Origin of the sequence: Halorubrum sp. SP9, assembly GCF_005435015.1 — an archaeon.
In the GTDB taxonomy this organism is placed as follows: Archaea; Halobacteriota; Halobacteria; order Halobacteriales; family Haloferacaceae; genus Halorubrum; species Halorubrum sodomense.
The window spans coordinates 1-22,883 of record NZ_SGXU01000037.1 but is presented as its reverse complement, the minus strand read 5'-3'; the positions used below and the strand labels follow the sequence as shown (position 1 = coordinate 22,883).

General features: G+C 64.0%; 21 protein-coding genes and 1 pseudogene. 10 read left to right on the top strand and 12 right to left on the bottom strand.

The genetic code is table 11. The features are described from left to right. A partial coding sequence (locus EXE45_RS14400; protein ID WP_137694739.1) for an MFS transporter occupies nt 1-787 on the top strand: 787 nt, incomplete at its 5' end. A gap of 72 nt (nt 788-859) precedes the next feature. Here EXE45_RS14400 and EXE45_RS14395 read toward each other — a convergent pair. Together EXE45_RS14395 and EXE45_RS14390 are read right to left on the bottom strand one after the other, a co-directional pair. After that, nucleotides 860-1,879, bottom strand: coding sequence for a hypothetical protein (locus EXE45_RS14395; protein ID WP_092920983.1), 1,020 nt, complete (start codon nt 1,877-1,879; stop codon nt 860-862). Nucleotides 1,880-1,951: 72 nt separating this feature from the next. Further along, a complete protein-coding gene (locus tag EXE45_RS14390; RefSeq protein ID WP_092920984.1) occupies nt 1,952-2,398 on the bottom strand; it encodes a DUF2237 family protein in 447 nt (148 codons plus the stop codon). Between the two features lie 27 nt (nt 2,399-2,425). Here EXE45_RS14390 and polX point away from each other — a divergent pair, with 27 nt between their 5' ends. Together polX and EXE45_RS14380 are read left to right on the top strand one after the other, a co-directional pair. Further along, nucleotides 2,426-4,210 carry a DNA polymerase/3'-5' exonuclease PolX gene (gene polX / locus EXE45_RS14385; protein WP_137694738.1) on the top strand — a complete coding sequence of 595 codons (1,785 nt, stop codon included), beginning with the start codon at nt 2,426-2,428 and terminating at the stop codon, nt 4,208-4,210. A 120-nt stretch (nt 4,211-4,330) separates the two neighbouring features. After that, a complete protein-coding gene (locus EXE45_RS14380) occupies nt 4,331-4,975 on the top strand; it encodes a hypothetical protein (protein WP_137694737.1) in 645 nt (214 codons plus the stop codon). 571 nt (nt 4,976-5,546) lie between these two features. Here EXE45_RS14380 and EXE45_RS14375 read toward each other — a convergent pair. The 5 genes from EXE45_RS14375 to EXE45_RS14355 form a co-directional block, all read right to left on the bottom strand. Then, nucleotides 5,547-6,455 (bottom strand): class I SAM-dependent methyltransferase, encoded by a 909-nt coding sequence (locus EXE45_RS14375; protein ID WP_137694736.1) that lies wholly within the window; start codon nt 6,453-6,455, stop codon nt 5,547-5,549. A gap of 70 nt (nt 6,456-6,525) precedes the next feature. After that, entirely contained in the window at nt 6,526-7,032 is a 507-nt protein-coding gene (locus EXE45_RS14370; RefSeq protein ID WP_137694735.1) for a hypothetical protein, read from the bottom strand. Between the two features lie 93 nt (nt 7,033-7,125). Next, a complete protein-coding gene (locus EXE45_RS14365; protein ID WP_137694734.1) occupies nt 7,126-7,962 on the bottom strand; it encodes a deoxyribonuclease IV in 837 nt (278 codons plus the stop codon). Nucleotides 7,963-8,036: 74 nt separating this feature from the next. Beyond that, complete coding sequence (locus EXE45_RS14360) at nt 8,037-8,888, bottom strand: biotin/lipoate A/B protein ligase family protein (protein ID WP_092920990.1); 852 nt, start codon at nt 8,886-8,888, stop codon at nt 8,037-8,039. Between the two features lie 63 nt (nt 8,889-8,951). Beyond that, the gene (locus tag EXE45_RS14355; protein ID WP_158294274.1) at nt 8,952-10,523 is read right to left on the bottom strand and encodes a PQQ-binding-like beta-propeller repeat protein; all 1,572 of its coding nucleotides are present in this window, start codon (nt 10,521-10,523) and stop codon (nt 8,952-8,954) included. Nucleotides 10,524-10,831: 308 nt separating this feature from the next. On the opposite strand from EXE45_RS14355, the gene EXE45_RS14350 reads away from it, so the two are divergent. Both EXE45_RS14350 and EXE45_RS21865 read left to right on the top strand, forming a co-directional pair. Continuing rightward, nucleotides 10,832-11,200: a UPF0175 family protein gene (locus EXE45_RS14350; protein ID WP_092920992.1), complete on the top strand. Its 369-nt coding sequence runs from the start codon at nt 10,832-10,834 to the stop codon at nt 11,198-11,200. Beyond that, nucleotides 11,197-11,313, top strand: a pseudogene (locus EXE45_RS21865) (twitching motility protein PilT); the annotation flags it as partial. The gene EXE45_RS14350 and the pseudogene EXE45_RS21865, both read left to right, overlap by 4 nt. A gap of 32 nt (nt 11,314-11,345) precedes the next feature. Here EXE45_RS21865 and EXE45_RS14340 read toward each other — a convergent pair. Further along, nucleotides 11,346-12,176 carry an IS5 family transposase gene (locus EXE45_RS14340; protein WP_137694732.1) on the bottom strand — a complete coding sequence of 277 codons (831 nt, stop codon included), beginning with the start codon at nt 12,174-12,176 and terminating at the stop codon, nt 11,346-11,348. A 463-nt stretch (nt 12,177-12,639) separates the two neighbouring features. On the opposite strand from EXE45_RS14340, the gene EXE45_RS14335 reads away from it, so the two are divergent. Next, nucleotides 12,640-13,425, top strand: coding sequence for a hypothetical protein (locus EXE45_RS14335; protein ID WP_137694731.1), 786 nt, complete (start codon nt 12,640-12,642; stop codon nt 13,423-13,425). Between the two features lie 194 nt (nt 13,426-13,619). Here EXE45_RS14335 and EXE45_RS14330 read toward each other — a convergent pair whose 3' ends face one another. Continuing rightward, the gene (locus EXE45_RS14330) at nt 13,620-13,826 is read right to left on the bottom strand and encodes a hypothetical protein (protein WP_137694730.1); all 207 of its coding nucleotides are present in this window, start codon (nt 13,824-13,826) and stop codon (nt 13,620-13,622) included. Between the two features lie 623 nt (nt 13,827-14,449). Here EXE45_RS14330 and EXE45_RS14325 point away from each other — a divergent pair. Beyond that, nucleotides 14,450-14,695 (top strand): hypothetical protein, encoded by a 246-nt coding sequence (locus tag EXE45_RS14325; protein ID WP_092920994.1) that lies wholly within the window; start codon nt 14,450-14,452, stop codon nt 14,693-14,695. Nucleotides 14,696-15,231: 536 nt separating this feature from the next. On the opposite strand, the gene EXE45_RS14320 is transcribed toward EXE45_RS14325, so the two are convergent. Continuing rightward, nucleotides 15,232-16,290, bottom strand: a complete 1,059-nt coding sequence (locus tag EXE45_RS14320) for a PAS domain-containing sensor histidine kinase (protein WP_092920995.1) — start codon at nt 16,288-16,290, stop codon at nt 15,232-15,234. Between the two features lie 359 nt (nt 16,291-16,649). Here EXE45_RS14320 and EXE45_RS14315 point away from each other — a divergent pair, with 359 nt between their 5' ends. From EXE45_RS14315 to ppk1, 3 genes are all read left to right on the top strand, one after another. Then, a complete protein-coding gene (locus EXE45_RS14315) occupies nt 16,650-16,868 on the top strand; it encodes a hypothetical protein (RefSeq protein ID WP_092920996.1) in 219 nt (72 codons plus the stop codon). Nucleotides 16,869-17,037: 169 nt separating this feature from the next. Beyond that, nucleotides 17,038-17,910, top strand: a complete 873-nt coding sequence (locus tag EXE45_RS14310; protein WP_092920997.1) for a hypothetical protein — start codon at nt 17,038-17,040, stop codon at nt 17,908-17,910. 659 nt (nt 17,911-18,569) lie between these two features. Continuing rightward, on the top strand, nt 18,570-20,951 hold the full coding sequence (ppk1, locus tag EXE45_RS14300) for a polyphosphate kinase 1 (RefSeq protein WP_092920999.1): 2,382 nt from the start codon (nt 18,570-18,572) through the stop codon (nt 20,949-20,951). Nucleotides 20,952-21,039: 88 nt separating this feature from the next. Here ppk1 and EXE45_RS14295 read toward each other — a convergent pair whose 3' ends face one another. Continuing rightward, nucleotides 21,040-21,723 (bottom strand): metallophosphoesterase family protein, encoded by a 684-nt coding sequence (locus tag EXE45_RS14295; protein ID WP_092921000.1) that lies wholly within the window; start codon nt 21,721-21,723, stop codon nt 21,040-21,042. A 349-nt stretch (nt 21,724-22,072) separates the two neighbouring features. After that, nucleotides 22,073-22,600, bottom strand: coding sequence for a hypothetical protein (locus EXE45_RS14290; RefSeq protein ID WP_137694729.1), 528 nt, complete (start codon nt 22,598-22,600; stop codon nt 22,073-22,075). Nucleotides 22,601-22,883: the final 283 nt, after the last annotated feature.

Genomic DNA, 22,883 nt, shown 5'->3' with positions numbered 1-22,883 from the left:
CGTCGATGGCGTCGGCGTACGGGAGCGTGTCGTCGCTCCGGTCCTCGCGGCCGTCCTCGCGCGGCTCCCCGGCGCCGACTGGCGCGCGCCGTTCCTGCTCACCGGCGTCCTCGCCGTCGGGCTCGCGGTCGCGACCGCGGTCCGGCTCTCCGGGTCGCCCGCGGCGACCGGTCCGACCGACGCCGACGGCGACGACTCGCCGGAGGCGCGAGAGTATCTCCGACTGTTCCGGAACCCGCGGTTCTCGGCGTTCGTGCTGGTCACGGTCGGGTTCTCGTTCGCGCACAACGGCCTGGTCGCATTCCTTCCCCTGTACCTCTCGGAGGCCGCCGACCTCGCGACGTCGACCGCGAACCTCCTGTACTCGCTGGTGTTCGCGGTGACGTTCGTCCAGCTGGTCACCGGTGACCTCTCCGACCGCGTCGGTCGCTTCCCCGTGATGGTCGCGGCGCTCGGGCTGGCGGCGACGGCGCTCGTCGCGCTCGTCTCGCTCCCGGGACTCGGCCTCGGTGCCGTCGCCGCCGCGGTCGTCGTCGCCGCCTTCGGCCTCGGATCGCACGGCTTCCAGCCCGTGCGTAGCGCGTACCTGATGGAACTGCTCCCGGAGCGACTCGCCGGCGGAGGGCTCGGCGTCGTTCGCACGCTCCTCATGGGCGCCGGCGCGCTCGCGCCCGGCGCGGTCGGCGTCATCGCCGACGCGGTCGGCTTCCGTCCGGCGTTCGCGCTGCTCGCCGGCTCGATGGGACTGGCGGCGGTCGTCGCCGCCGGCCTCTGGCTCACGGAGTGAGCGAAGGCGACCGAATCGCGGACCGCGAGAGCGACCGACTCAAAGATCGCGGACCCCTTGCCCTCTCACCGCTCACGCCTCTTCGTCCGTCTCCCGCAGGATGAACGGGCCGATGGAGAGGGTGCGCTTCGTCACCGTCGCGATCCGCAGGATATACGAGAGCAGCAGCGCGAACGGGACGAGCGAGGCGGCGACCGCGGCCGCGACCAGAAGCACGACGCTCTCGACGCCGAGAACCGCTCCCCCGTACCGCCCGGCGTCGAAGAAGGCGACCATCGCCGCCGCAACCAGCAGCGCCGGAACGGCCGACGCGAGGATCCGCCGGGACAGGTCGATCAGCGCCCACTGGAAGTACAGCGTCTTGAAGTGTTCGCGGGCGGGGCCGAACAGCCGCAGCGACCCGATCAGGTCGTCGAGCGCCGCGGCCCCCTCGTCGTCCAACGCCTCCCCGTGGCGCTCGCGGAGCCGTCGGGCGGCGAACAGCTTCCACGAGTAGTTGAAGTCGAGGACGGCCGCGATCACCTCGAACGCACCGAACCGGCCCCCGTCGAGCTTCGCCACCGTCTGTTCCGCGTTCTCGACGACGGCCTCGGTCAGGTCGTCCGTCGTCCGCACCAGATCCTCGTCGGTCGAGCCCGAGACGGCCTCGCGGAAGGTCGTCGCGTGGTCGCTCGCCGCCTCGACGAGGGCGCTGAGAAACGCGGCCGGCTCCGCGGGGCTGACGGGCTCGTCGAGGACCGCCGCCGCGTCCTCTCGGAATTCCATCGCGCCGTCCATCCGCTCGCGCTGGTCGCCCACGGCGCCGAGCTCCTGCGAGAGCACGAGCTGGTTCAGGGTGAGCACGAGCGTGACGCCCGTGATGGTGGCCGTGAGGAGCCCCTGAAACAGCGTGTCGACGGAGTCGCCGCCGCGGAGGGCCTCGGCGGCGCCGGGGAGGAGGGCCCCGACCGCGACCAGCCCGAGGAACACGAGCGAGAGGATGATCGCCGTGACGAGCCGGCGGTCGGCGTCGAGCAGGAGCCACAGCGCGGCGCGGCTCCGGTCGGCGCGCTCGCGGACGCTGTCGTCCGGCGCGTCGCTCGCCTCGGTCATGTCTCGGGCTCCCGCGCCGGAGCGAAAAAGCCACCGGGGTTTGACCGGAGCGGACGGCGGTCCGCTCTCTCCTCAGTCGAGCGTTCCGGGGTCGAACGCCGCCGGGTCGAACTCGCGGTCGCGGAGGCGGTCGGGGTCGACCGCGCGCAGCACGGACTCGTCCGTGGCCTCGAGGACGACGGGCGGGGCGACGCCGTCCTCTGCCGCCTCCAGCCAGCGACCGACGCAGAGGCACCAGCGGTCGCCCGGCTCCAGCCCGGGGAAGTCGAACTCGGGACGAGGCGTGATCAGGTCGTTGCCCCGCTCGCGGCTGTATCGCAGGAACTCGGCCGTGACGACCGCACAGAGCGTGTGCTCTCCGACATCGCCGTCCACGTCGCGGCAGTGGCCGTCTCGGAGGTAGCCGGTCGTCGGGTCGCGGCCGCAGGGGGCCAGCTCGCCGCCGAGCACGTTGCGGTCGCCGCGGTCGTCCGCGTCGTCGTCCGCTGACACGCGATCCGCTTCCGTCCCCGTCGACATAAGTGGGACGCCGCCGAACCGTCGACAATGAGCCGTAACGACGAGGTCGCGACCCGACTGGAGGAGTTCGCTGACCTCCTCGAGGCGACGGGCGTCGAGTACAAGCCGACCGCCTACCGACGGGCGGCCGAGAACGTCCGCGACCACCCCGCGCCGATCGAGGGGCTCGCGGCCGACGGCGAGGACGCGGTCGCCGAGATCGACCGCGTCGGCGACGCCATCGCCGCGAAGATCGTCGAGTACGTCGAGACCGGGACGATCGAGGAGCTGACCGAGCTGCGCGAAGAGCTCCCGGTCGACATGGCCGGGCTGACCGCGGTCGAGGGCGTCGGTCCGAAGACGGTCGGCTCCCTGTACGACGCGCTCGGTATCTCGGACCTCGACGAGCTGGAGGCCGCCGCGGAGGCGGGCGAGATTCAAGAGGTGTCCGGCTTCGGCGCGAAGACCGAACAGAACATCCTCGACAACGTCCCGTTCGCCCGAGAGGCCCGCGAGCGCACCCGCCTCGGCGACGCCCGGCCGCTCGCGGACGACGCGCTCGCGTCCCTCACCGCCCTCGACTCCGTCGAGTCCGTCGAGGTATGCGGGTCGATCCGGCGGTGGAAGCCGACGATCGGTGACGTCGACCTGCTCGTGGCCAGCGAGGAGCGCGAGCCGATCGTCGAGGCGTTCACCGACTGGGACGCCGCGGACGCGACGATCGAGGCGGGCACCGGGAAGGCGAGCGTGCGCGCGGACGGCACCCGCGTCGACCTCCGGGTCGTCGACCCCGACGAGTTCGGCGCCGCGCTCCAGTACTTCACCGGGTCGCGGGCGCACAACGTCGCCGTGCGCAACCGAGCGATCGACCGCGACCTCAAGCTGAACGAGTACGGGCTCTTCGACGTGAGCGACGTCGACGGCGAGGGAGTCGACGACGCGGCGGACGGCGACGCCGAAGACGCCGACTCGACGCGGGCCGGCGAGCGCGTCGCGGGCGCCGAGGAGGCCGAGGTCTACCGCGCGCTCGACATGGACCCGGTCCCGCCGGAGCTGCGCGAGGACCGCGGCGAGGTCGAGGCGGCCGCCGAGGGGCGGCTCCCGTTCCTCGTCGAGCCGGGCGACCTCCGCGGCGACCTCCACACCCACACCGACTGGTCCGACGGCGGCTTCTCGATCGCGGAGATGGCGGCGGCGGCCGCGGAGCGCGGCTACGACTACCACGTCGTCACCGACCACGCGACCGGGCCGGGGATGGTCGGCGGGGTCGGCCTCGACGAGTCCGACCTCGAGGAACAGGCCGCGGCGATCGCCGAGGCGGCCGAGGAGGTCGAGATCCCGATCCTCCACGGGATAGAGGCCAACATCGACGCCGACGGCGGCCTCTCGACCGACGACGAGGTCCTCGCCGCCCTCGACATCGTCGTCGCGTCGCCGCACGCCGCGCTCGGGCAGGACGGCGAGGCGGCCACCGAGCGCCTGATACGGGCGGTCGAACACCCGCACGTCGATATCCTCGGTCATCCGACCGGCCGCCTCATCAACGAGCGGCCGGGGCTCGATCCGGACGTCGGGGCGGTCGCCGAGGCGGCCGCCGCGAACGGGACCGCCGTCGAGGTGAACGCGAACCCCGCTCGACTCGACGCCGACGGCGAGTTCGTTCGGGCCGCGATCGAGGCGGGGGCGACGATCGCGATCGACACCGACGCGCACGCGCCCCGCGAACTCGACAACGCCCGGTACGGGATCCACACCGCGCGGCGGGGCTGGGCCGAGACGTCGACCGTGCTCAACGCGCGATCGCTCAACGGCCTCCGGTCGTTTATCTTGTAGCCGACGGACCGGTCCCGGACGCCGCCCGCCCGAGCTTGACATCCTCCCCGCGCTAAAGCGCGAGGCCTTCTCCTCGATTCTCCGTAACCGGTTTGCCCGCCCGCCGTCTACTCGCCGCTAATGGAACGCGAACGGGCCGTCGATCGCTTGGAGTCGCTCGTCGACCGCGTCGCGGACGAGCCGATGCCGGTGCCCGTCCGCGAGGTGTGGGCGTTCGGGGACGTCGCGCTCGGCCTCGACCCGGTCGACCGCCTCGACGTCTACCTCACGAAGGACGTGATCATGGGCGGCGACGCCGACGCGGCCGCCGCGTTCGAGGCCGAGTACGGGGTGAAAGGCGTCGGCACCACGGTCGACGCCGCGTGGGCCGAGGCGAACCCGGACCGCGTGCGCACGAGCGACAACGGGTACGCGGCGCCCGAGAAGTGTCTCGCGGCCGAGCTGGTGGAGGACCACGAGCCGATCCACCTGGAGGTGTGTAACGCCGGGTTCGAGGACAACGTCCGCCAGCGCCTGACGGGGGCGCTCGCCCGCGACGCCTACGAGGAGGTGTTAGACCCCCGCGGGGTCTGCCTGTGGGTCGACGGCGAGCGCGACGACGAGGCGTTCGACCGCCTCCGCGAGGCCTCGCTCGCGATGCCGACGCTGCCAGCCGCCCTCGGGATGCTCGGCGCCGACGAGGACGCCGCGAACGCGGCCGCGGACGTCCTCAAACAACAGCGCGCCGAGCAGGAGGGCGCCTCGGTGCGCGGCGATATGGTGTGACTCGGACGCGCCGCGACGCTATTTATAAATAACCGCGGTGGCGCGCCGGTGAGCGGCCGCCACCGGCGGCCGCGAACCGCCCGCGAGGGAGTCGGTCGCCGAGCGAAGCGACGGCGACCGACGAGGCTGGGGAGGCGTGAGGTGCGGTGCTGCGTGGTGCGGGGCGGGACTCGAAGGGGCAGTCGCGAGAACGAAGCACGACGACGTAAGCACCGGAACGAGGGAGCGGAGCGACCGAGTGAGGAGCGTGGTTCGAGACGCCGAAGGCGTCTCGTCATCGCCAGAAATCGGAGATTTCTGGCTAGCAGTCAGAACGCTCCGCGTTCTGACGACATCACGAAAGGCGCTTCGCGCCTTTCGAACGACAGCGAGTCGCGCGAGTTCTCGCGACTGGGGCTTTGGAGGTGTCCGCTGCCGATCCACGGTCAAACGTTTATAAGCGAGCGGCTGGGGCTTTGGCGGTGTTCGCCGCAGCGCCGTCATCCATTTATAAACTGTCTCCGATGCTGCTGACGCTACCGCTCGCTATTTATAAATAACCACGCGGACGCGCCGATTCAGATCCAACACCTCACTTCAGTCGTCCGACGGTCACGTCGAAGGGGACGTACTCGACGCGCTCGTACGCCTCGGCGCCGATGGCGTCGACGACCTCCCGACCCATCTCGCGCCAGCGCCCGCGGAGGTCGTCGTAGGCGGCCTCCGAGGTCGCGGCCACCAGCTCCTCCCGATGGTCGGCCAGCCCCGCGCCGGAGGCCTTCCGCGCCGCAGACCGCAGCGCGGCCTCGGCGTACGGCGGCTCGGTCCGCTTCTCGTGGACGTAGCGCCGCGTTCGCACGTCGACCAGCCCGGCCGCGTCGAACGCCTCCCGCACGCGGTCGCCGAGCGCGACGTCCGTCTCCACCCCGTCGACGTACGCCTCCCGGGCCTCGCGCTCCAGCCGCTCCTCGGCGTCGACCGTCGAGGCCACCCGCACGTCGGCGTTGTCCGGCTCGACGGCGGCGACGAGGTCCGAGGAGACGCGGGCGAGTTCCCGGACCGCGGCGGCCGGGTCCGGGAGGTTGATCAGGAGGGCCTGACAGACCGAGAGGTCGACCGCATCGTCACCCACCGGGAGCCGGGTCGCGTCGCCAGCGACGTAGTCGATACGGCCGCTCGCTTCCGGCTTCAGTTCCTCCTCGCGAGCGACCGAGAGAAGTTCCGGGTCGGCGTCGACGCCGGTCACGGTCGCGTCGGTCTCCGTCCTCGCCCCGTCCGCGTCCGCCCCGTCCGCCTCCGCGTCCACCGCCGTCCCGTCCGCCCCGTCCGCCCCGGTCGCGTCCGCCTCCGCGGCCAACACCCTCGTCAGCTCGCCCGTTCCGCAGCCGACGTCGAGGACGCGCTCGCGGCTCGAGAGGTCCAGGTCGACGAGGGCATCACGGCCGTCGTTCCACATCCCGCGACGGGTGTGTTCGAGGTATTCGGCGGAGAAGCGTCGCACGGCCCCGCTTCGTCGCGAGCGAAAATAAACGTCCGGAGATCGGTCGCGGCTCGGTCCTCCCGCGCGTTCCTCACTCGTCCTCGCGGCTCTTCCCGTCGTCCTCGTCGCCGCCCTGCCCGTCGCCGTCGCCGTCGTCGCTCCCGAACCCGAGGAGGTCGGCGCCGAGGACGCCGGTCACGCCGGCGCAGTAGCCGACGAACGCGCTGCTCAGTCCGATCGCGGCGAAGCTCACCGTCACGTCGCCGATCGCCGGGTTCCCACCGTTGACGCCCGGGACCCCGACGACCGTCCCGAGGAGGACGAACCCCCCGAGGACGACCGCCGGGACGACGCCGACGGCCAGACACGCCGGTCCCCCGCAGCGCGCGTACGCCCCGGCGGCCGCCAGCGGCCCGGGAGCGTAGAACACCAGCAGCGGCAGGAGCCGGTCGGTCAGGGCGCTCGCCGCCGTCACGTCCGCCGACTCGGCGGCGAACGCGGCGACGAGCGCGAGCGTCACGGCGCCGGCGAACCCGACCACCAGCCCGACCGCGCGAACGCGGCGGCGTCCGAACAGCAACGCCTCCGTGGTGGGCATGTCCGCGGATCGCTCGCGGGGTTACTTAAATCCGCGTCGGACGGACGGCGTCTTCGGGGAGAACGGCGACTCGGCGGCGGGGACGGGGACGCCTCAGTCGCGGCGGAGCTCGCGCACCCGGTCGATGTTCCACGCGAAGCTCTTCCCGTCCTCGGTCGGCGTCTCTAAGGCGAGCGGCGCGTCCGCCAGGTCGGGGTGGTTGAGGAACCGCTCCATCCCCGCCTCGCCGATGTGCCCCTCGCCGATGTGGGCGTGTTCGTCCTTGTTGGTGCCGCACTCGTGTTTCGAGTCGTTGAGGTGAACGTACTTCAGGTGCTCTAAGCCGACCACGTCGTCGAACTCCGCGACCGTCTCGTCGACCGCCTCGGGCGTCGAGAGGTCGTAGCCCGCCGCGAACGCGTGCGCGGTGTCGAGGCAGACGTCGATGTCCGTCTCCGTGCGGTCGATGATCCCGGCGAGGTGTTCGAACTCGCCGCCGAGCTTCGTCCCCGCGCCCGCGTCGCTCTCGATCAGGATCGTGACCCCGTCGGGAACGTCGAGGTCGTCGATCACCGACGCGGCGTTGTCGAGGCCGCCCTCCACGCCGGCGCCCGTGTGCGCGCCGAGGTGGACGTTGACGTACGGGATTCCCAGCTTGTCGGCCGCGTCGACCTCAGCTTGCATCGAGTCGAGCGACTTCTCGCGGAGTCCCTCCTTCGGCGTACAGAGGTTCACGAGGTAGGAGGTGTGGATCACCCACGGCCCCTCCATGTCGCGTTCGGTGCCCTCGCGGAACCGCTCGGCCTCCTCGTCGTCGATGTCCGGGTCCTGCCACACCTGCGGCGAGTGGGTGAATATCTGTCCGCAGTTGCCGCCGACCTCGACCTGGTTCGCGACGGCGTTGTCCACGCCGCCGGCGATGGAGACGTGCGCGCCGACCTTGAGACTCATACCGGACACTGTGGGGCGGTCAAAAAAGCCCCTTCGGAACCGGGCGGACACCCCACGATACCCCCCGAAGCCGTCTATGCCCCCCCGCTCCCGGGTCGCGTTCGGATCCACTCCTCGTCGCGGTACTTCTCCTCGACGAGCTCCGCGGCTCGCTCCAGCTCCGCGTCCGTCCACGACCCGTTCATGTCGACGGTCGCCTCGGGCGCCGCGCTCGCCCAGTCGGCAAGCGCTGCCTCGATCGCCGAGACCGCGTCCGCGCGGTCGACGTCGACCAACTCGTTCATCCCGACGACGCGCTCGCGGAACGCCTCGGAGGTCACCGGCGGGTCGTCGAAGACGCCGAGGTGTCGCCCCGCGTCGACCGCGAACGTCAGCGACCCGTGCTGGATCACCGCCTCTCGCTTGCGGTACTGCGCGTTGCCGGCGATCTTGCGGGACCGGTCGTCTTCCGGCCCGGAGGCCACCACGTCGTGCGCCGGGTGGAGCTCCCGGAGGTAACAGGCGGGGCGGTACAGCTCCGGCAGCGGCTCGTCGACGTAGTCGGCGTCGAGCCCGAGTCGGTCGAACGCGTCGAGGACCGGCTCACACAGCAGGTGATAGCAGTCGAGCAGTTCGCCCGGCACGGTCTCCGCGGGAACCGCGATCGAGTACGCGATGTCGCCGCGAGCGTCGTGGTAGATCCCGCCGCCGCCGGTCTGCCGCCGCGTGACGTCGATCCCCTCGCGCTCGCAGAACGCCCAGTCGACCGTCTCCGGCGCCTGGTGCCGGCCGAGGGTGAGACAGCTCGGCTCCCAGCGGTACGTGCGGACGGTCGCCGGTCCCCCGGCCGCGGCGGTCTCCGCGGCGACCTCGTCTAACGCCATCTGGAGCGGGCCGGGCCTGGCCTCCTCGCGGATGAGCCGCCAGTCGACGGCGGGCGCGGTCATGTCCCCGTGTCGGAGTGGCGGGCCGAAAGCGGTTGCGCTCGCGTCCGACGACGGCCGTCCCCGTCACTCGGGGAGTTTCGCCCCACAGGCCATACAGAAGTTCGCGTCGGCCTCGGAGTCGAGGTCGACGCCGCACTCGGGACAGAACGAAACAGTTGTGTCCTCACGTTTCGCGGGTTCCGCCGGATCGTCGTCGGGTGCCGGGAGCGACTCTCCGTCCGTCGATCCGTCCTTCCCGCCGTCCGACGGAAGCGGTCGAGTATCGCCTCGGTCGGCGTCGTCGGCAGGCAGTGGGCCGCCGCCCTCAGCGTCGGTCGGCGGCTCGGGAGGGGAGTCCGTCAGCGGATACGCGGTCACCGTCGCTCCCCGCACCACGAACAGGGTCTCACCGTCGAGTTCGTACCTGTCGTAGTCGGGCTCCAGCGCCACGCTCCCGTCGGCACGCCGGAGCACGTAGAGCGACTCCTCGCCGCTCACGACCACGAACCGGGCGGTCGCACCGCTGACGACGAGCCCCTCGGCGGAGAAGCTCCACTCGGCTCGGCCGTCCCGGCGATCGATCGCGTACACGCTATCGTCGGCGGTGCCCTCGGCGGCGAACATGTCTCGCATCATCGGGTGAAGCGAGTTCGCGGCGACGAGCGGGTCTGCGTCGACGCGGAGCGAATTCACGTTCCCGCCGATCGGACACCGCCACCGGACCGTTCCCGCGGCGCCGTCGACCCTGTACACGCTCCCTGCCTCGTCGCCGAAGTCGGCGAAAAAGAAGTCGCCCGACTCGCCGTCGAACGCCGCTCCGGTCAGTTCGCCGTCCGCCGTCAGCCGCCACGAGCGCTCCCCGGTCTCGGGATCGACCGCGTCGAGTTCCCCCGGTTCACCGTCGGCCGGTGCTGAAAAGAGCATCGGGCCGCAGGAGACTGCGTTGCCGGAGTCACCCAGCGTACCCGTCGGGCGTCCGGTCGCCGGGTTCAACGCGGTAACGCCGGCGTCTTCGCCGGCGTACACGTGGATCGCCTCGTCAGACACCTCGATGTTCGACTCGTCGATCCGGACTGGGTCGTCGACCGCGTAGGCCCACCGCTCCGCGCCCGTTCGCCCGTCGATCCGACGGACGCTCTCCGTGAAGTGGTCGTCCGCGACGATCGCGAGGATCGCCTCGCCGTCGATGTGGTAGCCGCTCACGTCGCTCGCGCGGTGACGGAAGCGTTCCGCGCCCGTCGCCGCGTCGACGCCCACGAGCGTGTAGTCGCGGGGTTTGCCAACGGTGACGCCGAGTCGGTCGCCGGCGTCGTCGAGTTCGGACACGCGAGTGACCGGGCCGGGCAGCGCGCTGGACCACTCGCGAGTCCCGTCGCTGACCCGGATCGCTCGCAGGGTCGCGCCGTCGAACGCGTAGACGACGTCGTCGGTCGCGGCCGCGACCCGCGAACCGGCCGCGGTCCAGCGCGTCTCTCCGGTCTCGGGCGCTATCGCGTACACTCGACCGTTCCGGGTCGTGACGAAGAGCAGTCCCGGTGACTCGCGGTAGCTCGCACTGCGGAACTCTCCGTCGAGTACGAGGTTCCCGCGTTCTGTGCCGGTATCGACGGCAAATATCCTGGCGGTCGGGTTCCCCGACCCAGACGACTCGATCACGCACACGAGACCGCAGGAACAGTATCGGACGTCTGCCACGGATCCGGCGAGCCTGTGGTTCCACTGCGCCTCGAGGGTCATCTGATCGAAGCGCGGAGCGACGCTACGGTTGTGATTCCCATACGCCACGAACGGACACGTGCTTGATAAAATGTCGTCGTGGACGAGGCCGCACAGCGCGACGGCGCCGGGATACGGAGAGCACCGCGAACGCCGCGGTCCGCAGAAGTTGAGACTGGTCGTCTCAATGTATATGGCATTCCGGCGCAGTTCATAAATAGTATGAAGCCGTAGCCTGAGATAGAACGATGGCTCGAATCACCGGCTCCTATCCAGACGATCTCGATCTCCTCATCGAGGGTGCGGTTGAGGCTGGCGTGTTTGGAGGCAAGAGTGATGCGTTGCGTGAATTCGTGCGTGAGTACTTCGAGGACCACGAAAACGAGCGGATAGCAGCTGCGGTCGCTCTCTATGAACGCGAGCGGATCACTCTCGGTGACGCAGCCAGACTCGCTGATGTCGATCGCTGGACGATGCGCGACATCCTCCGTGAACACGGTGTGGAACTTCGGCTCGGGCTCGCAGGTGAGGAGGATGCGGCCTACGAAGCGGAGGCGGCGACGGAACTCGAATTCGGTGATGAGCCTGCTGGTGACGGGCTATCGGACTCGCAATGACGACTGCCGATATTCCAGCGGACCCGAGCGTTCTCAATACGACTGTTCTATCGAACTTTGCCTACATCGACCAGTTGTGGGTGGTGGCCGGACTCTCGGGAATTTGTACAGTACTGCTTTGTTGAATCCGATGACGGCATCGGGGTCACTGTTTGAGAGCCTGTTCGAGGTTGTAGACTGCGGCGGTCACCACGAGTTCGCGGAACTCGCGGTACCACGCGCGAGGGTGGACAGCGGGGCCGAACCGACGCTTGATGGCCGAAAAGGCAGTCTCGGCCATCCAGCGCTGGCCGTATAATTCGCTGTCCAACCGCGCGTTGTGCGCGTGATCGTACGCAGCGAACAGCCGGTGCCGCAGCAGGGGCCGGACGCCCTCTGATCGGAGTGCGTCCCGGAGAGATTGGTCGTCATAGCCTTTGTCGCCGGCGAGACTCTCGATTTTCTCGGCGTTGCGAAGAGCGACTCGACGGCCAGTTTGTGTGTCGTGCGGCCAGTGTGCCGAGCAGTGAAGATCGAGGATGGCACACGAGTCTGTCTCGACGAGTGCCGTCGTTTTGGGCGTGCGTATGTGGCGATCCGAGCGGTGTTGGTAGTGTTTCGATGCCGTTTCTCGGTCGAAGAACGTGGCATCGACGGCTCTGTGCGAGCCCGGATCGCAGATGGTCGCGGACTCTCGAAGGAAGCCGCGCCATATCGACATGGGCACCCTCTCAAACGACCGGTACAGCGTTGAGGGTGCGGGAGATGCCGTTCGAGCGAGCTGTAACAGACCACGAACACGATCCATTTCACTCGCCCAATCCACGATCTCGCGGTACGTCGCATCCATGTGAACCCGCAAAAAGTGGAGCGTCACATGCTTCCACCCGGGAAATCCGTTGCCAGTCGGATCACTCACCGCCGTTGGACTGGTGGCACAGCGCTTTTGAGCCAGCGACACGGCTTGCTTAACGAAGCGGAAGAGTGGTTTGGACACATTCGGCTCTTCCGCTTCGCTTCCACCTTCAGAGCGACGCTATTCCGCCGCCTTCTGCGGATTCAACAGAGCAGTCTCGTCGAAATCCTCTCGCTCGATCAGTGGTATAGCGACGAATACACTCGCCGCTATTGGCATTTTCGGTGCTAAATCAAAACAGTGGGCTTGCAGATTGTACAATTACAACTATTCAGCAGCACTGGAAGCGGGCACGATGTATCAGATTTTCTTCTCTAATCTCGCGAGTGAAACAACTGCTCAGTGTATGTGCGTAGCTACTGCTGTGATTTCTACCAGATACGGTATATGTTCTCGGAGCCGTGTAAGATACAACGCGCGGGTCTCGCAATCGATCCTCGCTGGAAACGTCGATGGCTCTCCCTCGAACATGACTCCTCAGGCTGTCTCTCTGAGGATCGAGTCCAGTCATAACATACGAGTGGTTCACGTTTGAACTGCGGGTATGCCGCTTGGTCCCCTCCACAGCCACCGCTCATCAAATTCCTCTTCTGAGGACTACGCCAGCGAGGACGAATCATCATCTGGCACCGCTGACCAGGTCGGTCCGACGACTCCCACCCGGACGGTTTCTCGGCGGCGCTTTCTTGCCGGAGTAACCGCCACTGCGAGTGTCAGCCTCGCTGGCTGTACCGCTCGACTCCCGGGCAAGGCCGCGAGCGTTGACTCCAGAACCACCCGTGACGGGAACACCCTGATCTGGGCCTACCCCGCTAGTCCCGCCGAGAGCGATCAGGGGTTCGAAGGGATCGGCTACGCGGCAATCCGGTTTCAAGTGTTCAACATGGCCGTGGATGCGGACTCGGTGATTCCTGCCCTGCAGTTCAGGTTGAACTCGACTGTCGCAGACCTCGCTGCCGGAGAATCCTATCAGGGATATCAGGCAGACTCGTTCCGGTTTTACATCGGGGTCCCGCGCACTTATGATGGGGCGGCGGGGCTCCGAGCGTTCGTGCAACCGCCTCAGTGGCCCGACATCCGCACCACGTACGGCTACACCGGTGCTGTGCGAGAACTTGCTGTGCAAGCTCCTGATGTACACGAGGACGGCACGATCATCGTGGAAGGCCGATTCCAGCCGTATGATGCTACGCTGCCCAGCGAACTACATTGCGGGTTCGAGGTACAAGCTTCACAGTCAGGGCCGCTCGGCCGGACGGTACGCGTCGATGGGCGCGAAACGTTCGACGTGTCCGTGATTGACCTCCCGGAAGGGATTACAACAGCATAGCAGCGGAGATCCCAACCGGCCACAAGCAGTCGACCGATGGACCATAGCCTTCGCTACAATCTACGATGCCATCACCCCGACGTGGAACATTCGTGGTTCGTTAGGCCCAGGCATTACTAAAGTGTCAGAGAAGTGTTCTCACATCCGTTCTTTGCCGCATCTATTTCGCTCGCTTTTGGGTAGCAGATTGTTGGTCAGACCTCTTCACTGGTACCCCAGACGACAGTGGCGAGTAGCACCGCGACACCCAGGGCACTTATACTGATACCCAGAATGCTACTGATTCGTTCGTCGCTAGCACTTACCCACACCGCGCTCCCGGTGACTGACAGTGCCATCCCAGCAACGACCAGCGTCTCAGTGTCTTCCTTCTCGAACTGATTTGGGAGGGCATCTATCATTTATACTGGCACCAGATTGAGATCACATTGAATATAACGATCGCTCCTCCGTAGCGGATCGCTGGTCGTCATGGAGCGGGGTGGTTCGGGGCAGATGATCGGCGGATTCGCTCGTGACAACCGCGTCGATCTTAAGTTACTCAGTTCAAGGCTGTGACGTAACCGTAAGACAGTCCCCCACCAACAATCGCTTGCCCAAGAGCAATTTCGCTAGCTGATTAGAATGAGCCGCCAATACCAATGTACACAAGAATAGCAACTACGGTTGCAATTAGGTTAAGCACGAACAGGACGGCGTAGTCCCTTGATTCCATGGCAAGGTGCCAAACCAGCAGTTACTAAGAAGTTTCGGGGACGATACTTGCTCAATTCGAAAGCGAATCTTACAGTCCTTCGACTGGGGGGGCATCCCGGGAGGTAGCTCAGGCGGCCGAGGCGGCGACGAGATTTTATTATTTCCGTCCCCTTGAGCCGGACGTGTCTGGCGTCCTCGAACGAACGAGGGATGGCTATTCGGCCCAGAGACTCCAGTCCTCCTCGCTGCCATCGTCGTTGCTCTTCCGACCGCCTACAGCGTCCAGCACTGGCTGGACAGCGGGTTCGAGGCCAGCTTCCTCGTGCTGATGACACTCGGGGTCGGCGTCCCGCAACTCTACGACCGCTGGCCGCACCAGTACGAACCCCCGCTGGTGGTTGCGTGGGCGCTCGTGGCCTGTGCTGTCGTGACTGCCGTGTTCGTCGCTGTCTACCTCGTCGCCAAGGGACTGGGCGCCGGCACACCAATCGCTGCTATCGTGGTGCTCCTCGTCGCCGACCTCGGTACGCTCGCAGTTATTAAGTTGTGGACTGGTACAGCGATGTCGGAGTGAGGATTTGCGCCCCGAGGACGCGACGCCAAGAGTCAATAATCAGTGACAGTCGGTTCAGCTCTGACTGTCTGTACTGGTTCCGCAAATCTATCTTTTCAATCGGTCTTACCGCTGCTGACAGAGGATGGGAAGTTCGAAACGGCACTGCTACATACACAGTGCGAGTCGATCAGACGGCTATCGGATCGTGACGGCTGACCACTTGGCTCCCCGCTACGAAGTTGAATCGCACCTCAGTGACGAATTCGAAGGCGGAATTACCGATGGATGAGATCTCCAAGAGAAACACATCACTTTCGGTTCAATAGACATCCGTTCCGCTCCGTATGTCCCGGTGTGGGCTTGTGATTATCAAGGTAATTCACAGGTGCGGTCGCCTCGGTTGTTTTCGTGAACCTCCTCCCGTTCCGCCACCGGACGTGGCGCTGCCGACAGAGCTCGGATCGATGTCGAATGGAGCGAATTGGAGACCGGTTCATGCTGACTGAGGGAGGGTAACTCTCATCGAGACGTACGCGCCGTCGCGAACAGCGAACTCAATCGGTCGTCATCGAATCCTGGTGCTGCTTAGGCGGCAGGAGTAAGCAGACGGCGTTTCCCCCGGAATTCCGCGATTCGAACAACACCTCTCCCCCGAGCGATTCGACGCACCACTTCATCACGAACAGGCCGATCCCAGAGCCGTGGGACGTGCTCGTGGTGACGGTCGGCGAAAACAGCGCGGCGATCTCCTCGGGTGGGATCGGCGGATTCGTGTCTTTGATGCGGATCTCCGCGCGACCGGTGTTGGGCGACGGGCCGACCGTTATCTCGACTGCCGGCGCCTCGTCGTTGCTGTGGACGATCGCGTTCTCAACGGCGTGTGCGAGCGCGTACTCGAACGCATCGTTGACGTCGATCCACATCCGTTGCCGTTCGCTGACCCGGATGTCTGCGTCGGGGTGTTCGGCGCCTATCCGATTCGCGATGTCCCGCACGGCGCCCGCAGCGGAAACCCGGGCGACGCTCGTCTGCGAGTCGGTCACCGCGTGTTCGATCTGTTTCACTGACGTGGCGATGTTACCGAGCTTCTCGCCTCTGGATCGAATGGTCGACATGACCTCTTCGGACGGTCCGCTCTCGGGGCCGTTCATCGCCTGCTCCGCACATCCAATGATAATCGCGGCCTCGTTCCGGAGGTTGTGCCGGAGGACGCGCCAGAACAGTTCCGCTCGATGATGGGTGTCGTAGTGCCGTGTGATATCTCGTACCTCGACGTGGACACAGCGGTCCGCCGTCGGGCGCTGTCGCGAAGTGAACACCTGAATCCAAATGAGTTCGCCGTCCGCTCGTTTGGCTCGCCACACGAACTGTTGCGGGCTTCCGTTGGCGGCCTTGGAGAGTCGATTGTGGAACTCAGACTCGGTGTGCGGGTAGGTGTTTGCCGTGTATTCGGCCACGGAGAGCTCACGCAGTCGGTCCGAACTGTATCCGAGGATTTCCTCCAGTCGCGCATTCGCGTCGATAACAGCCCCAGAGGCGGCGTCATAGATCGCCACACCGGTGTGGAGCGTATCGAGTACCGGAGATAGCGTCCCGCATTCGGGCGAGGACATATACCCGGGAATTTCACCGAGGTACGGTTTTCGTTGCTATGAGTGATATATATCGCTCCGTACGAAATCAGCGGCCGGCCGGGAATTTTCTGATCAAGAGAGAGTCGAATTTGTATCAAGCCGACTATGACATGATCGCCCATCTCCGGAGTCCCGTCTGGGCCCACGCCATAGTCTGATTATCTCAATCTGAAAAACTACAATCTAAATGTCGGAGTGGACTCGTCTTCGTTGAGCGAGAAGGGGCATGACGGACTGGTCACGACGAGTATATATCCCACCGGTCGGCTTCTGACGCGTCCGTTCGCCTATTATAAGGGTTCAAGCACAGGCTGCCGAATAACTCGAACGAGTAACAGATGACAATAGATACCAACCAGAGGTCGAAGAACGACGAGACGACCGGGCGGAAATCGGTGAGTCCCGCGTTCATCGGTCTGGTACACCAAGTCGACAGGCGGTCGTCGGGTCCCGATCGGGTCACGGTGTTCCCAGCTGAGGCGACCGATGACGAGCGGCTGTCGACGTGGGTGACGGTGGACGTCGACTCCGTCGTCAAGCCCGAATGCTTCCGATAACCCCCCGGATGTACCGCGACTGCGGCGGGCGAGACGGTCGCGAAGCCCGACGCTGCCGGTCCCCGTCGAATCCGAAGCCCCGATCGACGCGGACTCGGATGTTTCGCCCGCCGCCGATTCGGACGCCTCTCCCAGTAAAGAACGAATCCGAGGTGATCCGTCGGTGGGCATGAAACGACGGGAACTCCTCAACAAAACGCTGGACCGAGTCGCGCTCGGGGTCGTCGCTTCCTCGGTCCTCGAACTGTCCGATCTGTGGTCTGTGGCGCTGTCTCTTTCTGCGAGCGAGCCGACGCGGCCGACACCCATCGACGGGAGAGATTCGGTCGCTCGGGAACGGACCGCGGACGGCTACGCCATGACGTACGAGTGGACGGACCGGTCCGGGCGTGAGTGGCGCCTAGAGTTTCCGATCGAACGGTCCGCATACAGAGAAGCGGCCGCCGAGACGCACGGATATCTGAGTGGCTTCGAAGCGGCGAAGGCGAGCGCTCATGCCGAGCGGCTCACGGAGACGCTCGTCAACGCGAGCGCGATGGGCGAGAGTGCTCGACGGTCGCTCCCTGAGTCGGTCCTTCTCGACGGAGCGATCGGACTTGTACACTCGCTCGAATACGCGACGGATGCGGAATCGATGGGAGCGCCGGACTACATCCGAACCGTCGAGGAGACGCTTGTCGATGGCTGCGGTGACTGCGAGGACCTCACGTATCTGCTTGTCGGGATGCTTTCGCAGCCGGCGATCGGCTACCGGACCGCGATGGTGATCCTTCCCGGTCACATGCTGGTCGGCGTTCACAAGGACGACCTCCCGGCGGTGTACGCGGACGCGCCCACCCTCCCGGGAGAGACGTACGTCGGGATAGAGTGTACCACGTCTCGCCCGATTGGTGAGTTCAAAGACGAGCCCGTGCTAGCGGTGTACGGCGACGGCGTCGAATACATCGACCAGTCGGCGATCACCAACACGGGTGAGGAGTTCCTCCGAGACCCGACGCAGTTTCAGACGATTGCCGACGCGTCGGCGAAGCGCCCCCACTGACCGGAGCAACCGTGGTCAACAACCCCACCTTACTTCGCTCAGTCTACCGACTTCGCTCGGTGAGGGAGGTTGTTATCCGTGAGCTTAGCCTCGACACGGACGGTTTTAAATATTATATATTAGTATATACAACTATTGATCGGGATTCTTGTAGTTAGCGTAGCATCTGTAAGTCATGAAATCGGCTATGGTCCTTAGCTGTCCAGTTTGTAACGCCGTTCGCGCACTCGAAGGGCGACGAAGCGAGTATTCGAAACAGGATCTGTACGCTCGCGTGAAATCACATCTAGGTAGGCACGATCTCAACGAGCCCAAAATGGCAATTCGAAAGTACGAGATCATTTCTAACGCTACTGAAATTGTCATCCCCTCAGAGACTACTCAGCGACTTCCGATCGGGGAGTGGATGGAACGCGACGACACATGGCTCCCCGATGGTGCCCTATCCGGTAGCGGGGGGTCTCTGTCAGCACCCGAACCGTCAGTCGAGACCTCATCCCGCTAGTCCGATGTCGAAAGATAACCGATCACAGTCAGGTGAACCCGGAAAATGAGTGTCACTCTCTCATTTCCGCTGACCCAGAAATGATAGGAGGATTTCAGTTTGACAGATACGGGAGCCGCTTCACGGTATCAACGTTCTCTATGCGGGTGATTCTGTGACCGACAGAGACCTCACAGACCCAGAGTACTACCTCAACAGAGAACTCTCCGAACTGGCGTTTCAGGAGCGAGTTCTTCGAGAGGGAATGGACGATCGGAATCTGCCGCTCGAACGGCTCCGATTTCTCGCGTTCTTCACAAAAAACACGGACGAGTTCTTCATGAAGCGCGTCGGCGGACTCAAACAGCAGATCGACGCCGGCGTGACGAAGACGACGCCCGATGGACGGACACCGAAAGAGCAGTGGGTCGAAGTACTCGACACCGCACGCCCGCTCTTTGCGCAGCAGTCGGAATACTGGCAGTCTGTTCTCAAACCGACGCTCGCCGACGAAGGGATCGAGATCTGTACCCCTGACGAGTTACCCGAAGGAGATCAAGAACAGCTGCGGACGCACTTCGAGGAGTCTATTCTGCCGACACTGACGCCGCTCGCATTCGATCCCGCTCACCCGTTCCCGTTCATCTCTAACCTCTCGCTTTCGCTCGCTGTGCTCTCGTCGAACGGGGGTGAAGAGCCGACATTCACCCGGATCAAGATTCCGCCGAATCAACCCCGCCTCATCAGCGTTTCTGGCGAGGCTGACAGGTACGTTCTCATCGAAGACCTCATCGAACGTAACCTCGACCTGTTGCTCCCCGATCTCGACATCCGTGACGTATCGAAATTCAAGGTGACGCGAAACGCCGAGGTGCGGCGGAACGAAGAGGTCGCCGAAGACCTCGTCGATATGGTTGAGGAGGTCATCGAACAGCGACGCTTCGCGACGGTAGTCCGGCTAGAGGTTGACGCCGATATGCCCGATGAGTCACTGACGATTCTCAAAGATCAGCTCGGGGTCGACGACCGAGAAGTGTTCCACCGTGAGGGACCGATCGACTTCGAGGACTTCTTCGAGCTCATCGATCTCGATCGCCCCGATCTCAAGCCGCCGGCGTGGTCACCAAAGCCTCATCCCCGATTAGGCTCACTGGCGAGTGATACTAGAGACGAGACGAAGAGTATCTTTGACGAAATTAAACACGGGGACATTCTCGCGCACCACCCGTATCACTCGTTCGAGGGGACGGTTCAGCGATTCCTCAACGCGGCCGCGACCGATCCCGACGTGCTCGCGGTGAAGGCGGCGATCTATCGAACCGCGAGCGACTCGAAGGTAATTCAGAGCCTTATAAATGCCGCCGACAACGGCAAGCAGGTCGCGGTGATGGTCGAACTGAAGGCTCGGTTCGACGAGAAAAACAACCTCGAATGGGTTCGGCAACTCGAAGAGGAGGGCATCCACGTCGCGTACGGGACTGTAGGGTTGAAGACGCACACGAAGACGGCGCTCGTCGTGCGTCGAGAGGACGATGGCGTTCAGCTCTACTCGCACATCGGCACCGGAAACTACCATTCAGGAACCGCGAAAGGGTACTCCGACCTGGGGTTGTTGACCGCTGATCGAGACATTGGGTTCGATCTCACGAAGGTGTTCAATTTCTTTACCGGACCGACGCTCGACGACCGCTTCCGGAAGCTCTTGATTGCACCCGTAACGATGCGTGAGCGGTTCACGGAGATGGTCAGACGAGAGGCCGAGCATGCTCGTGCTGGTCAGCGGGCACGGATCGTGGTCAAAATAAACGGGCTTGAAGACCCGTCGATGGTCGAGGAACTCTATCGTGCTTCGATGGCCGGCGTGGAAATCGATTTGATCGTCCGAGATATCTGCCGGCTTCGTCCCGGTATCGAAGGACTGAGCGACAATATCACTGTCCACTCGATTGTCGGCCGATTCCTCGAACACGCTCGGATATTTTATTTCGAGAACGGAGGCAGTCCCGAGTGGTACATCGGCTCCGCCGATTGGATGACCCGGAATCTCGATTATCGAGTAGAAGCGGTCACGCCGGTCGAAGACACGCAACTGCGCGAACAGCTCCGGTTCATATTGGAGGCGTCACTAACAGATAACCGCCGTCGATGGGTGATGCAAAGCGACGGAACCTACGAAGCGGTCTCTTCCGACGACGACCCGGTTCGAGACATCCAAGAGATACTGATGGCAGCGACGGAAGCAGCACTCGATCACGGCTACGGTCCGGGGATGATCGTCGATACGGATCTCATCGAGGAAGCGCTTCTCGTTGGGGAGGTCACAGAGAGCGAGACAGAAGCTCGATCCGAGGGGTCGGATGAAGCCGATCTCGATGCCGATGAAGAACAGACCCACTCGGATGGGGGAAACGTGTCTGTGTTCGACATGTACTCTGATCGCTGGTATCGTCCTGATAGCGAGACGTACGACTGGGCTGTTCGGACGGCGGAGGGCGGCCGACGGTACTTCAAAACGCGAGAGGGAGTACGGAATCGCCTTCAGACCGAGTACGAGTGATTGCGGTCAGAGTACCGTTTAGCACGGTGTCGGTTATTCACCGCTAACAGCTCCTCGAGTATCGAGAGGGAGGTCTGAATGGAGTCGCTCAGGCCGGATCGACGATTTTCGAGTTGGCGCGTTCTTGATGCGTCTTCGCCTCCACGGTGAGGAATTCGTCGTTCCGGTAGTCGTACGCGGTGAGCGTTCCGCCGTAGACACAGCCGGTATCGAGGCCGACGGCGTGTTCTCGCTCCACTGGGTGGTCATGAACGGTATGACCGAAGAAGACGCGGTAGGGTCCGTCGTAGTCGTCATACCAAAACGGACCGTCATACCCGTTGCCGTGCGGGGAACGCATCGTCAGCAACTCCTCGACGGTGTGGTCTGAAAGCGATTGTTGGGGATCAATACCACCGTGAACGACAAGAACGTCGTCGAAGGAAATCGCGACCGGAAGCGATTCGAAGTACTCGCGGTCGTCTTCGCGGAGCCAGTCCGGGTGTTTGTCACCGCGCACAACTTTCTGCTCGTTGTTTCCGCGGACGCTAACGAGACGCGGATCCTCACGGACGAGATCAACAACACCGGGACTGTCCGGCCCTTTTCGCACAAGATCACCGACGAATACGACAAGATCGTCGTCCTCTAATTCGAGTTTCGTGAGGAGCCGTTCGAGAATTATTCGGCTCCCGTGGACGTCTCCGACAATGTAGATATCACCGTGACTGTCGGTTTCGAACCGTTCATGTTGTGCTTCAACGCCGTTACCGAACTGTGGTTTCGTGTTCATGTGGGTGGGTCCAGAGCCGAAGCAGTTCGTCTGAGGATCGGACTCAAATGAAGATATTATGCTCCCGAATTAATCAGTTTGTATTAGTAGACTATACCGCTATGTAGTTCGCGGTGGCGAAGTGTGTCCTTACGTGCTGTTTAGTGTCAATTTGGACTCACAATGTTTGTGAAGCAATATGAACTCGCGGACTCTGTCGGAATTCTATTCTTCAGACAGATCATCGTCTGAATCGTCTCTTTGCTGAAGAGTTCGTACTGATTCGAGGGTTCTACCAGCTCAAAGAGGTGTTCTAGGGGGCGTACGAGATAGTATGAGCGTAGCTTGTACGACCCATGGAGGTAAGCGGTTACCGACTCCTAGACAGCACTCTGCGCTGGTACGCCCAGCCAATGAGCGCACAGAGCGGCACGAGTATCACGCTGGTAAAAAGGCCCCAGTAGATGACGACTCCGTGCGTGGTTATTACGAACGCATCGACAGGGCTCACAAATAGCGCAGGGATCACCTCAAGCAACTCCCGAGTGGCCAACAACAGGCTGAACAGTATTGACACGGCCAACACCGTTCCGAGTGCCGTCACGACCCCTGCGAGCGCACCTCGACGCGGGTTCGATGTCGACGACAGCGTCCAGTGCCATACCGCTGTCCCGACGACGAAGCCTACAAGCGGGGTGACAAACAGGGCAAAGAAGACGAACCCAGTATAGCCCAGCATGTAGATCTCGACGTCGAACGGCACCTCTGCTGTCGAGACGAATGCCCACAGGCTGATTAAGTAGATGACCGAGGTAACCACCGTCGCGGCGGCGGCGACAGCCCCCGCACCGACTTCGTGATGTGATATACTGCTTGGCGCCTGACGCCACGTATTCATACACTCCTGTTTCGTCGGTGTGTATATAATTGAGCGCTCCCGCTGAGTGATGAATGTATCCTCTGTATCGGTCACACTGGCACTGACAGAGGTCAAGTAGTTCGTTGAGGTACCTACACACAGGGCGCGGGTCGGTTACCGCGCTTCCGACGGGGATTACAGAGTACCTATGGATACAGTATGGACAGCGTGTATCGACCATCAGCTTGGTACCGAATATGAAAATCCGGCTCTGTTGAAATCCTCAGAGAATTACATGTTCGTCCTGTAATTCGACGAGATG

Coding starts and splice junctions, on each gene's coding strand:
- EXE45_RS14320 (WP_092920995.1), bottom strand. CDS start 16,290: ATGTCCTCGCCCGAATGCGGGACGCTATCTCCGGTACTCGATACGCTC.
- EXE45_RS14310 (WP_092920997.1), top strand. CDS start 17,038: ATGAAACGACGGGAACTCCTCAACAAAACGCTGGACCGAGTCGCGCTC.
- EXE45_RS14290 (WP_137694729.1), bottom strand. CDS start 22,600: ATGAATACGTGGCGTCAGGCGCCAAGCAGTATATCACATCACGAAGTC.
- EXE45_RS14350 (WP_092920992.1), top strand. CDS start 10,832: ATGGCTCGAATCACCGGCTCCTATCCAGACGATCTCGATCTCCTCATC.
- EXE45_RS14295 (WP_092921000.1), bottom strand. CDS start 21,723: ATGAACACGAAACCACAGTTCGGTAACGGCGTTGAAGCACAACATGAA.
- polX (WP_137694738.1), top strand. CDS start 2,426: ATGAGCCGTAACGACGAGGTCGCGACCCGACTGGAGGAGTTCGCTGAC.
- EXE45_RS14335 (WP_137694731.1), top strand. CDS start 12,640: ATGCCGCTTGGTCCCCTCCACAGCCACCGCTCATCAAATTCCTCTTCT.
- EXE45_RS14380 (WP_137694737.1), top strand. CDS start 4,331: ATGGAACGCGAACGGGCCGTCGATCGCTTGGAGTCGCTCGTCGACCGC.
- EXE45_RS14395 (WP_092920983.1), bottom strand. CDS start 1,879: ATGACCGAGGCGAGCGACGCGCCGGACGACAGCGTCCGCGAGCGCGCC.
- EXE45_RS14360 (WP_092920990.1), bottom strand. CDS start 8,888: ATGACCGCGCCCGCCGTCGACTGGCGGCTCATCCGCGAGGAGGCCAGG.
- EXE45_RS14330 (WP_137694730.1), bottom strand. CDS start 13,826: ATGATAGATGCCCTCCCAAATCAGTTCGAGAAGGAAGACACTGAGACG.
- EXE45_RS14390 (WP_092920984.1), bottom strand. CDS start 2,398: ATGTCGACGGGGACGGAAGCGGATCGCGTGTCAGCGGACGACGACGCG.
- EXE45_RS14370 (WP_137694735.1), bottom strand. CDS start 7,032: ATGCCCACCACGGAGGCGTTGCTGTTCGGACGCCGCCGCGTTCGCGCG.
- EXE45_RS14325 (WP_092920994.1), top strand. CDS start 14,450: ATGACACTCGGGGTCGGCGTCCCGCAACTCTACGACCGCTGGCCGCAC.
- EXE45_RS14365 (WP_137694734.1), bottom strand. CDS start 7,962: ATGAGTCTCAAGGTCGGCGCGCACGTCTCCATCGCCGGCGGCGTGGAC.
- EXE45_RS14315 (WP_092920996.1), top strand. CDS start 16,650: ATGACAATAGATACCAACCAGAGGTCGAAGAACGACGAGACGACCGGG.